The organism is Maritimibacter dapengensis (assembly GCF_019218265.1).
GTDB classification, from domain to species: Bacteria; Pseudomonadota; Alphaproteobacteria; order Rhodobacterales; family Rhodobacteraceae; genus Maritimibacter; species Maritimibacter dapengensis.
Window position 1 is genome coordinate 909,087 of sequence record NZ_JAHUZE010000002.1, and the last position, 11,742, is coordinate 920,828.

Consider the following 11,742-nt stretch of genomic DNA (forward strand, 5'->3'; position numbering starts at 1 on the left):
CAAGCCGGTGACGAGCGAAAATGAATTAAAATCGCGGATCTGGGAGGATTCCATGACAATGATGAAACAGAAACTTGCGGCGAGCGCGGCGGCTTTGGCCTTGATCGCGGGCGCGGCCCACGGTGCGAGCCATGAAGGTGGCATGTTCACGCCGGGTGAAGGCCCCTATGATTGGGAAGGGCTCGATGCCTTCGCTGCCGAGCATGATTATTCCGGCGCGGAAGTGACCATTCTGGGCCCGTGGCTGGCCGCGGAACAGGAAAACTTCGAGAACCTTCTGAGCTTTTTCGAGGAAGCAACCGGGGCGACCGTGTCCTATGTCGGCTCCGACTCTATGGAACAGCAGATCGTAATCGACGCCGAAGCCGGCTCGGCCCCGAACATCGCGGTGTTCCCCCAACCGGGTCTTGCCGCGAACATGGCGCAGCGCGGATTTCTCGCGCCGCTTTCGGATGAAACGGCGAGCTTCATCACGGACAATTACGCGGCTGGTGAAAGCTGGGTCGATCTCGGGACCTACGCAAACGAGAATGGCGAAGACCAGTTCTTCGGCTTCTTCTTCAACGTCAACGTGAAGTCGCTGGTTTGGTACATCCCGGAAAACTTCGAGGATTTCGGCTATGAGATCCCGGAAACGATGGAAGACCTGAAGGCGCTTACCGAGCAGATGGTCGAGGATGGCGAAACGCCGTGGTGCATCGGGCTCGGCTCCGGTGGTGCGACCGGTTGGCCCGCGACCGACTGGGTCGAGGACCTGATGCTCCGCACGCAGGAGCCGTCGGTCTATGACCAATGGGTGACGAACGAAATTCCGTTCAACGATCCTGCGGTGGTCGGCGCAATCGAAGAGTTCGGATGGTTCCTTGAAGGGGACCGCGTGTCGGGTGGCGCTGAAGCGGTGGCTTCGGTCGATTTCCGCGACTCGCCCAAGGGCCTGTTCGACGCGCCGCCACAGTGCATGATGCACCGTCAGGCGTCCTTCATCCCGGCCTATTTCCCGGAAGGGACGGAAGTGGGCGTGGATGCCGACTTCTTCTATTTCCCGGCTTACGCCGAGAAGGATCTGGGCCGTCCGGTTCTGGGTGCCGGCACCCTTATGGGGATCACGGATGACAGCGACGCGACGCGCGGCTTCATCGAATTCCTGCAAACCGCCTTTGCCAACGAGATCATGATGGCGCAGGGCGGGTTCCTCACGCCGCATTCCGGCGCAGATACCGCGGCTTATGCCACCGACACGCTCCGTGCGCAGGGTGACATCCTGTTGGGCGCCACTACCTTCCGTTTCGACGGTTCGGACCTCATGCCGGGCGGCGTCGGTGCCGGCAGTTTCTGGACCGGCATGGTCGACTATGCAGGCGGGAAATCCGCCGAAGAGGTCACGCAGGAGATCCAGGATAGCTGGGACGCCCTGAAGTGATCGGTTGACCGACCACGAGAAAATGAGGGCGGGCCGTTTGCCACGGGCCGCCCTTTTTGCCTAGGCTTTTCAAAGGCGAACGGGGGAAGAAACATGCATCCAGCTCTACAGGCGGTTCTGACGGTCGGCATCGGCGTGTCATCGGCGATCGCGTATTTCTACCTCGCCAACATGTTCCTCGACAAAGTCCTGTTTCCGCCACGCGGCGCGAATGCGGGCCGCAACATCAACCGCGCCAACATGATCCGGCCGTGGGTGTTCCTGTTCCCCGCGCTTTTCGCTCTTTGCCTCTATCTCGCCTATCCCGTGGTTGAGACCATCCGGCTTTCCCTGACCGACAGGGTGCCCGGCGGTTACGAATGGGCGGGGGCGGAGAATTACGTCGCGCTGACGAAGGACCCGAAATTCTGGGAGGCGCTGCGCAACAACTTCTTCTGGCTGCTCGTCGTGCCAGGGCTTTCCACGGCGTTCGGGCTTATAATCGCGCAGCTCACCGACCGCCTGTCTTGGGGAAACATCGCCAAGTCGATCATTTTCATGCCGATGGCGATCAGCTTTGTCGGCGCTTCGGTGATCTTCAAACTGGTTTATGACTACCGACCGGCCGGAGAAGAGCAGATCGGCATTCTGAATGCGGCCTATCTCGCCCTCGGCGGCAGCGAGCCGCAAGCGTGGCTGACGATACCCGGCCTCAACTCGTTTCTTCTGATGATCGTGCTGATTTGGATTCAGACCGGTTTTGCCATGGTGATCCTGTCCGCCGCTCTGCGTGGCATCCCCGAGGAAACCATCGAGGCGGCCATCGTGGATGGGGCCAACCCGTTTCAGATTTTCTTCAAGATCAAGGTGCCGCAGATTATGCCGACGATCATGGTGGTCTGGACCACGATCACCATCGTCGTCCTCAAGATCTTCGACATCGTGTTCGCCATGACCAATGGGCAATGGGGCACGCAGGTTCTGGCGAATTACATGTACGACAAGCTGTTTCGCGCCAACGACTGGGGCATGGGGTCGGCGGCGGCCATGGTGATCATGTTACTCGTTCTGCCGATCCTCGTGTGGAACGTGCGGCAGGCCCGCAAGGAGATGCGCTGATGGATAATATCGCAGGCCGCAAACCGGCGCTTGGCTGGGCCGTCAATCTCAGCGTCATCTTCATCGTACTTCTGTGGATTTTCCCTACGGTCGGGCTTCTGGTGTCGTCGTTCCGAACCGCGGACCAGATCGCGTCCTCGGGGTGGTGGAAGGCGTTTTTTCCAACCGAGCAGACCGAACAGGTCCGCACGTCCGACCCCGACGATACACGGATCGAGACCGATGACGGCACCTTCGTCGTCGAGGGGTCTTTCTACGGCGAAGAGGGTGGGCCGCCGATTTCGGCTTGGGGCGTGTCGAGCCGCGATGTCTCGGCCTATGGCCCGGGCGACACGGCGGACATGGGTGAGGGCGAAAACCTGACGCTTCTCGAGGATGGAAGCTACACCTGGACCGGGAATGACGATCAGATTTCGGGACGCGGACAAAGGGTGTTCGTGACCGCGGAGGTGCCGCCGGAATTTACCCTCGACAATTACGACAGCATGTTGTTCGGGAGGGGCAACGACAACATCTCCAAAGCGTTCTTCAATACGCTGACGGTGACGATCCCTGCGACGATCATTCCGATCCTGTTCGCGGCTTTCGCCGCCTATGCGCTCGCCTGGATGGATTTTCCGGGTCGCGCGCTCCTGATCGCATTCATCGTCGCGCTTCTTGTCGTGCCCTTGCAACTCGCCCTCATACCGCTGCTCAAGCTCCATCTGTCGATCGGGATCGGGAAGGGGTATCTGGGCGTCTGGCTCGCGCATACCGGGTTCGGTTTGCCCTTGGCGGTCTACCTCTTACGCAACTACATGGCCGGACTTCCACGCGACATTATCGAGAATGCCCGCGTGGACGGTGCGACGGATTTCCAGATCTTCGTCAGGATCATCCTGCCACTTTCCTTCCCGGCGCTGGCGAGTTTCGCAATTTTCCAGTTCCTTTGGACCTGGAACGACCTGCTCGTCGCCATCGTGTTCCTCGTCGATTCTTCGGGCGATACGACGGTCATGACGCGCCACATCGTCGAACTTCTCGGCACGCGCGGCGGAAATTGGGAAATCCTCGCAACCGCCGCCTTCGTGTCGATGGCGGTGCCGCTTCTCGTCTTCTTCCTAATGCAACGTTATCTCGTGCGCGGCCTGTTGGCCGGGTCGGTAAAATGAGGCCTGAATGTCCCTTGAACAAAGCGAACCGAAAATGACGCACCTCGCGAAAGACCCCGACTGGTGGCGCGGCGCGGTGATCTACCAGATCTATCCGCGCTCGTTCCAGGATTCCAACGGGGACGGGATCGGCGACCTTCTCGGTGTCGTGCACCGGTTGCCATACATCGCTTCACTGGGTGTGGACGCGATCTGGATTTCTCCCTTCTTCACCTCGCCGATGAAGGATTTCGGCTACGACGTGTCGGATTACTGCGACGTGGACCCGATGTTCGGGACGCTCGCGGATTTCGACGCGGTGATCGAGACCGCCCATGCGCTCGGGATCAAGGTGATGATCGACCTCGTGCTGTCGCACACGTCGGACGAACACCCGTGGTTTAAGGAAAGCCGGTCGTCGCGCGACAACGGGCGGGCGGATTGGTATGTCTGGGCGGATGCGAAGCCGGACGGGACGCCGCCCAACAACTGGCTCTCGATTTTCGGGGGGAGTGCCTGGCAATGGGATTCCAAGCGTCTGCAATATTACCTCCACAACTTCCTGACGTCCCAGCCGGACCTGAATTTCCACAACGACGACGTCCAGAACTCGCTGCTCGGCGTCGCGCGATTCTGGCTGGAGCGGGGCGTGGATGGGTTCCGGCTCGACACGATCAATTTCTACACCCATGACGCGGAGCTTCGGGACAACCCGCCGCTGCCGGTCGAGCAGCGCGGGTCCAAGATCGCGCCGGACGTGAACCCCTACACCTGGCAGATCCACCTCTATGACAAATCGCGGGACGAGAACCTGATCTTCCTGAAAAAGCTCGGTGATCTCATGTCCGACTACAACGCGGCCGCCGTTGGCGAAGTGGGCGACGACCAGCGGGGGCTGGAGATCCTCGGGCAATACACCAAAGGCGCGGACATGGTGCAGATGTGCTATGCGTTCGAGCTTCTGTCCGGGTCGACGCCCTCCGCGGGGTACGTGGCCGAGACACTTCAGGCGGTCGAGGATTTCGCGCCCGACGGGTGGGCGTGCTGGGCCTATTCCAACCACGATGTCATACGGCACATTTCCCGGTGGAACCTGTCGCCGGCTGCGGCGCGAGGTTTCGCGACGCTTCTCATGTGTCTCAAGGGGTCGGCCTGCATCTATCAGGGCGAAGAATTGGGGTTGCCGGAAGCCGATCTGGCCTTCGAGGACCTGCAGGACCCCTACGGCATCGAGTTCTGGCCCGAATTCAAAGGCCGCGACGGGTGCCGCACGCCGATGGTCTGGGATCATGACAGGGCGCTCGGTGGTTTTACGAGCGGCGGAAATTCCTGGCTGCCGGTGCCCGCCGAACACCTGGGGTTGGCGGTGAGCAAAGCCGACAACGACCCGGGCGCGCTCCTTCATCACTACCGCCGCGCTATCGCGTTCCGCCACACGCACACGGCGCTCAAGAAAGGCACGCTGGAGGATCTGCGGGCCTATGGACAGGTTCTGTCGTTCCGGCGTGTCTCGGAGACCGAAGAAATCTTCTTCGCGATCAATCTGGGGGAACACCCGGTCAACATCACGCCGCCGAAAGGCGATTGGATGGAAATCGGGGCCGAACTGAATGCGGCGCATCCGCGCCTCGACGGGCAGATACATCTCGCGCATTGGCAGCCTTCGATCCTGCTGAAAGTGCGCGTAGAGGGGGAGGAGAGCGAGAATGGCTGACCTGAAACTGACCGATGTGGGCAAAACCTACGGTGGCAAGGTCGAGGTGCTGAAGAACATCAACCTCGACATCAAGACGGGCGAGTTGATCGTGTTCGTCGGTCCGTCCGGCTGTGGTAAGTCGACCCTGCTGCGCATGATCGCGGGGCTTGAGAAAATCACGGGCGGGACTTTGGAAATCGACGGGCAGGTGGTGAACGACGTGCCCCCGTCGGAGCGTGGCATCGCGATGGTTTTTCAGTCCTACGCGCTCTACCCGCACATGACGGTCTACGACAACATGTCCTTCGCGCTGAAGATTGCCAAGAAATCGAAGGAAGAGATCGACGAGGGCGTGCAACGCGCCGCACGCATCCTGCAACTCGACCAGCTTCTCGATCGGCTGCCAAAGGAGCTATCTGGGGGCCAGCGTCAGAGGGTCGCAATCGGGCGTGCCATCGTGCGCGACCCCAAGGTCTATCTGTTCGACGAACCACTGTCGAACCTCGACGCCGCGTTGCGGGTGGCAACCCGGATCGAGATCGCGCAGCTCAAGGAAGCGATGCCGAACTCCACGATGATCTACGTCACCCACGATCAGGTCGAAGCCATGACGCTGGCCGACAAGATCGTTGTGCTGGCCAACAAGGGCATCGCTCAGGTCGGCAGCCCGCTCGAACTCTACGAAACACCCGACAATGAATTCGTCGCGCAGTTCATCGGATCGCCTTCGATGAACCTGCTTGCGGGTGAGATCACGGGGCCGGGCGACGAGACCCAGGTCACGTTGAAAGGGGGCGGCATGGCGACTTCGGCGATCCCGACCCAGACGGCGGACAAGGGGCGCGATGTCAACGTCGGCATCAGACCAGAGGACTTCACGGTGCTCGAAGGTGAGGGGGCGGCGATTTACGAGGGCAAGGTCGACTACCTCGAAGCCTTGGGTGAGGTCACGCTGCTCTATTTCGAGGCCGACAGCGGCGCAAATCCCGTAATCGCGAAGTTGCCGGGGATTCACGGCGACCTGCGCGGCCGGACGGTGAAACTCACCGCCGATCCGGCACGGGTGCATATGTTCTCGAACGGAAACTCCATGCGGGGATGACCCATTCCTTGGGCGGGCGCTCGTGGCCGGGGCTGGGGCAGCCCCGGCCAAGCCCCGCCCTGGCTCCGGGACAGAGCGCGAGGCGGGGCGCTGGTGCCGTTCTTGCGCCGATGGAAACGCCGCAAGCGTTCACCCGATTGTTGGGGGGTCCTTTGGCCCGGTCGCCGCTGCGATCGTCGGTGGGGTCCGAACGAAGGCGATGGAGCCAGAAGTGCGAGCATCCTGGCCCGAAACACCCCCCGGATCTCGGACCTGCTTTACCTAGGGTAAGATGACCTGAAACGGATTACAGGTGGTGGAATCCATACCTCGGCAATTTGCCGCCGCTTGCCCCGCTTCGCGGGCGTTGATAGGTAGACGCGGATAACGCGAAGAAGGGTCTTCCATGCGGGCTGAAGCTCAGAACAACGTCGAGGCGATCGAGAAATCGCTGGAGCTTTTGCACCAGCGGATCGGTATGGATTCGGCCGAGCACCGGCTCGAGGAACTCAACGCCATGACCGAGGATCCGGAGCTTTGGAACGATCCCGACAGGGCGCAGACGCTCATGCGGGAACGGCAGACGCTCGTCGCAGCGATGGACGGTTACAAGGCTATGGCGCAGGAGAAATCCGATAGCGTCGAGCTGATCGAACTGGGTGAAATGGAAGGCGACGAGGAAGTCGTCAAGGATGCCGAGAACGCGCTCAAGGCGCTTCGCGAGCGCGCGGCGCAGGCCGAACTCGAAGCGCTTCTGAACGGCGAGGCCGACGGCAACGACACCTATCTCGAGGTTCATTCCGGGGCCGGTGGCACGGAAAGCTGCGACTGGGCCTCGATGCTTGCGCGCATGTATGTCCGCTGGGCAGAAAAGCAGGGTTACAAGGTCGAGCTTCAGTCCATGTCGCCCGGCGAAGAGGCGGGGATCAAATCCGCCACCTACAAGATTTCCGGGCACAATGCCTATGGCTGGCTGAAATCCGAAAGCGGTGTCCACCGGCTGGTCCGCATTTCGCCATATGACAGCGCTGCCCGGCGTCACACGTCGTTCTCGTCGGTCTGGGTTTATCCCGTCGTCGACGACAACATCGAGATCGAGGTGAACCCGGCCGATATCCGCATCGACACGTTCCGTTCGTCGGGGGCAGGCGGGCAGCACGTCAACACCACCGACTCCGCCGTGCGGATCACACACGAACCGACGGGGATCGTTGTCACGTCGTCGGAGAAATCGCAGCACCAGAACCGCGATATCGCGATGAAGGCACTTAAGTCGCGGCTTTACCAGATGGAGCTCGACCGCCGGAACGAAGCGATCAACGAGGCGCATGCCTCCAAGGGCGATGCGGGTTGGGGCAACCAGATCCGGTCTTACGTTCTCCAGCCCTATCAGATGGTCAAGGATCTGCGCACGAGCTTTGAAACGTCGGATACCCAAGGCGTGCTGGACGGTGACCTGGACGGTCTCATGGCCGCGACGCTGGCGATGGACGTGTCGGGCAAATCCCGCGCCGAGGCGAACGCCGAGGACTGACACATGCGTGGTTGCGCATGCGTGCTTGACCGTCGCCCCCGGCTCGTGAACACTACCCTGCGCGCGCAACGCAACGTGCAGGGAGGGACGATTGACGGATATCAGCGAAATGGGGCCATCCCCGACGCCTGAGGTGGCCAAGCTCGATATGTCGGTGATCGGGGACGTGCTCGCCGCCGGCTGGCACGATTTCAGACGCGTGCCTCTCGTCGGACTTTTCTTTTCGGCATTCTATGTGGTTGGTGGGTTGATCCTGTATTTCCAGCTTCGCCATGCCGACCAGAGCTACTCGATCATCCCGGTGGCACTAGGCTTCCCGCTCCTCGCACCGTTTCTTGCGGTAGGGCTCTATGAAGTGTCCCGGCGGCTGGAGTTGCGCGACAGTGACCTTCATTCCGGGATGGACTGCCGATGGTCCGAAATACTGGGCGTCGTGTTTCGGCAAAAGGACAGACAGATGCCGTCGATGGCCGTGGTCATCATCATGATCTTCCTGTTCTGGGTGTTCATCGCGCACATGGTTTTCGCGCTGTTTCTCGGGCTGATGCCCATGACGAACATCCTGTCGGACTGGCAGCACACGATTTTCTCTTTCAACGGGATCAAGATGCTGGCGGTCGGGTCGTTGGTCGGTCTGGGTTTTGCCTATGTTCTGTTTTCCTTGACGGTGGTGAGCCTGCCGCTCCTGCTGGACAAGGAATTGGACTTCATCACTGCGATGATCGTGTCTTGGCAATTCGTGGCGGAAAACAGGGCGGTGATGATCGTCTGGGGGATCGTCATTTCGGTCCTGCTGTTCGCGGCAATGATCCCGGCGTTCCTTGGGTTGTTCCTTGTCATGCCGATCCTCGGCCATGCGACATGGCATCTTTATCGACGGGCCCTGGTGCATCCGGCCTGAATCGAAAAAGGCCACCCGATGGGGCGGCCTCTTGAGAGATTTCGAGAACGTTTCAGCCTTCCGAGCGTGCCGTTTGCGGCGCGGGCCCGGGCGCATGGGTCGGGGCCGCCTGCGCGGGCTTTTGTCCGCCGCTGTTGTTCAGCGGGTCATCCTGACGCTGCACGGACCCTTCAAAGTGAGCACCGCTTTCGATCGCGATGGTCTTGTGAATGATGTCGCCCTCGACGCGCGCGGTCGAAGTCAGGCGCACCTTGAGGCCACGCAGGCGCCCGACGATCCGGCCATTCACGACCACGTCGTCTGCAACGACTTCACCCCTGACCGTGGCGCTCTCGCCGATGGTGAGTTGATGGGCGCGGATGTCACCCTCGATGGTTCCTTCGACGAGGATGTCACCAGTGGATTTCATGTTGCCGACGACCGTGAGGTCCGAAGACAGGGTCGACGCGGGCGGCTTCGCCTTGCTCGGCGAGGCCGGCGACGAGGACTGGCCGGACGAAGACGGCATGGAAGGTTTCAGGGACAAGGGCCGATCTCCTTCGGCTTTCTGATCGGTTTCGCCCGCTTTCGGGCCCGGTTCGTTGATACGGCTTTTAGAAAACATCGCGACCTGCCTTGATATATGTCATTGGATTGACGGCCTTGCCCCCGACGCGCACTTCGTAGTGCAGATGGGGACCCGTTGACCGACCGGAATTCCCCATATCACCTATTCTTTCTCCGCGCGATACCCTTTGTCCCTTCTTCACGGCGATCCGCGACATATGGGCATAGCGGGTTTCGATCCCGAATTCGTGCTGAATCTTCACGAGCCGGCCATAGCCTGATTGCCAATCCGCGTGGATCACGACGCCATCTGCGGTGGCATGGATCGGCGTTCCGACCGGTCCGGCCATGTCCGTGCCGGCATGAAGCCTGCCCCAGCGCGTTCCGAATCCAGAGGTGTAGCGAAACGTTCCGGGACGCACGGGAATATCGAACGGCAGTTTCTCGGCCGCGATCCGGTAAAGGTTCATGCGGTCCAGCTCGTTCAGGATGCGGTTCGCCCGTTCCATATCCGCGCTCGGCTCTTCGCCTTTCGTCGAAAGGATCAGCGGCATCAGCGGGCCGCCCTGGCCGGAATAACCGCGCCGCACGGTGTTCAGGATGTTGTCGGTCGACATCCCGGCGGCGGAAAACATCTTGTCGAGCGGTTCGAGCGAGACTGTCACGGCGTCTTCGAGTTGCGTGAATATCTGGTCGTTGCGCTCTTCGCGCAGGCGGGCTTCGTAGATCAGGTCTTCGGTCTCGCTGCGCGCCTGACGCGCGTCTTCCATGGCACGGTCGCGTTCCTCGGCGGTGGCCTCGAGCGCGGCAGTCAGCACGTCGACGGTGCCGGACATGTCCGTGCCGGTCGCGATCGCAGGGGCATTGGGGGAGGGGGCGTCGCCGCGAGCTTCCGCCAGCATCGCTTCGACCGATCCGCGCGCTTCGTCGCGTTCGGACATGGTGCGGCGCAATGTCGACTGGATCACGTCGATCCCGACTTCCAGTTCCCGCCGGCGTTCTTCGGACGACAACAGTTCTGACTGCATGTCGGAGATCTGGGCCAGGGCGAGGTTGAACCGTTCCTGCGCGGCGGCCGCTTCCGCGGCGCGGGCATCACGTTCGGTGGCGAGCGTCTGGAGCCGCTCTTCGTAAAGACGTTGTTCACGTGCAGTTTGTTCGCGGACGTTGCCGGAAGAAATCGAGTCCATCATCAGGACTGCGGTGGCGATGATCGCCCAGGCCACGAAGGCCGCGCTCCCGGTCCATGCAATCAGTTGCGTCAGGGGCGGAAGGATCACGAAACGGGTGGTCTCGTCCGACCGAAGAAACAAACGCTGTTCCGGAAAATGGCGTTCCAGTCGGCGATTGAACTGATGCCAAAGATTATTCAGCCTGCTCTGCAAGACTTCTCCGTCCCGTTGCCCCATGCATATGGAGCGCATCCAGTCCCCCCCGGGTGCGCTCAACGGTCTGTAACTTGCGCCCGCCGCGCTGCGCAAGGAAATTTGCCCGCTGCAACCTGTCGCACCGCCCTACGGGCGAGTTCTTGCCGATAATTGTAGTTTTCCAACGCTCACGGCAGAAGTGCCGGTCTCAGAACAAGCGACCGGACAACGTCCGGCGGGAAGCCTGTTTCGCTCCGCTGGTCAGGTTTTTTGGATATGCATACGCCGTATTCTTTGACTGGAACAAATACGGTTGAAGCCACGGGGAGCGGTTGATTGTCGTCAGTGGTGAAGTTCGGGCTCTGGGACTCAGAGCCTTCGTCGCTCTTAAGTGCGTGATTTACGTCTCTGAAAAAGCGTCATTTTTCGTCCACTTCCGAACCTCTCCGCATGTCCACTACGCCCAGATCCGCTTGGACCACGCTCAAAGGGCGCGGGCCGCTTCGAGCACCTCTTCGGCGTGGCCGGGCACCTTAACCTTCGACCAGACGTGGGCGATCTTGCCGTCCGCCCCGATCAGATATGTCGTGCGGGTGATGCCCAGGAAGGTTTTTCCATACATCTTCTTTTCGCCCCAGACCCCGTAAGCCTCACACACCTCGTCTTCGGCGTCCGATAGGAGTGGCACGCCGAGTTCCTGCTTCGCAGAGAAGTTTTCCTGACGTTTCACGCTGTCCTTGGAAATACCGATGACGGCCGCGCCGGCTTTCTCGAAGTCCGGCAACAGGCGGGTGAAGTCGATGGCTTCGGTGGTGCACCCGGGCGTCGATGCCTTCGGATAGAAGAACAGCACCACCGGTTGGCCCGCATAATCGCTCAGGGCGACGTGATCTCCGCCGTCGCGGGGCAGCCGGAAATCGGGCGCTTTCACGCCAATTTCAAGAGGTGCATTCGCCATTTCATTTCCTT

The 11,742-nt window shown here is 60.9% G+C and carries 10 protein-coding genes; 7 read left to right on the top strand and 3 right to left on the bottom strand.

Annotated elements, in window-relative coordinates; all coding sequences use genetic code 11:
- Nucleotides 1-61 precede the first annotated feature (61 nt).
- The 7 genes from KJP28_RS10850 (at nt 62) to KJP28_RS10880 (ending at nt 8,860) form a co-directional block, all read left to right on the top strand.
- On the top strand, nt 62-1,420 hold the full coding sequence (locus tag KJP28_RS10850; RefSeq protein ID WP_218392865.1) for an ABC transporter substrate-binding protein: 1,359 nt from the start codon (nt 62-64) through the stop codon (nt 1,418-1,420).
- Between the two features lie 93 nt (nt 1,421-1,513).
- Nucleotides 1,514-2,518 (top strand): carbohydrate ABC transporter permease, encoded by a 1,005-nt coding sequence (locus tag KJP28_RS10855; RefSeq protein ID WP_218392556.1) that lies wholly within the window; start codon nt 1,514-1,516, stop codon nt 2,516-2,518.
- The gene (locus KJP28_RS10860; RefSeq protein ID WP_218392557.1) at nt 2,518-3,669 is read left to right on the top strand and encodes a carbohydrate ABC transporter permease; all 1,152 of its coding nucleotides are present in this window, start codon (nt 2,518-2,520) and stop codon (nt 3,667-3,669) included. Before KJP28_RS10855 ends, KJP28_RS10860 begins: the two co-directional genes overlap by 1 nt.
- A gap of 7 nt (nt 3,670-3,676) precedes the next feature.
- On the top strand, nt 3,677-5,362 hold the full coding sequence (locus tag KJP28_RS10865) for an alpha-amylase family glycosyl hydrolase (protein ID WP_255552302.1): 1,686 nt from the start codon (nt 3,677-3,679) through the stop codon (nt 5,360-5,362).
- Entirely contained in the window at nt 5,355-6,446 is a 1,092-nt protein-coding gene (locus tag KJP28_RS10870; RefSeq protein ID WP_218392558.1) for an ABC transporter ATP-binding protein, read from the top strand. The genes KJP28_RS10865 and KJP28_RS10870 overlap by 8 nt, the downstream gene beginning before the upstream one ends.
- A gap of 385 nt (nt 6,447-6,831) precedes the next feature.
- The gene (prfB, locus tag KJP28_RS10875; protein WP_218392559.1) at nt 6,832-7,959 is read left to right on the top strand and encodes a peptide chain release factor 2; all 1,128 of its coding nucleotides are present in this window, start codon (nt 6,832-6,834) and stop codon (nt 7,957-7,959) included.
- A gap of 91 nt (nt 7,960-8,050) precedes the next feature.
- Nucleotides 8,051-8,860, top strand: a complete 810-nt coding sequence (locus tag KJP28_RS10880; protein ID WP_218392560.1) for a DUF2189 domain-containing protein — start codon at nt 8,051-8,053, stop codon at nt 8,858-8,860.
- A gap of 52 nt (nt 8,861-8,912) precedes the next feature.
- Here the strand turns inward: KJP28_RS10880 and KJP28_RS10885 are convergent, their stop codons facing one another.
- From KJP28_RS10885 to bcp, 3 genes are all read right to left on the bottom strand, one after another.
- Nucleotides 8,913-9,464: a bactofilin family protein gene (locus KJP28_RS10885; protein WP_218392561.1), complete on the bottom strand. Its 552-nt coding sequence runs from the start codon at nt 9,462-9,464 to the stop codon at nt 8,913-8,915.
- Nucleotides 9,454-10,815 (bottom strand): M23 family metallopeptidase, encoded by a 1,362-nt coding sequence (locus KJP28_RS10890; RefSeq protein ID WP_218392867.1) that lies wholly within the window; start codon nt 10,813-10,815, stop codon nt 9,454-9,456. The genes KJP28_RS10885 and KJP28_RS10890 overlap by 11 nt, the downstream gene beginning before the upstream one ends.
- A gap of 442 nt (nt 10,816-11,257) precedes the next feature.
- The gene (gene bcp / locus KJP28_RS10895) at nt 11,258-11,731 is read right to left on the bottom strand and encodes a thioredoxin-dependent thiol peroxidase (protein ID WP_218392562.1); all 474 of its coding nucleotides are present in this window, start codon (nt 11,729-11,731) and stop codon (nt 11,258-11,260) included.
- Between the last annotated feature and the right edge of the window lie 11 nt (nt 11,732-11,742).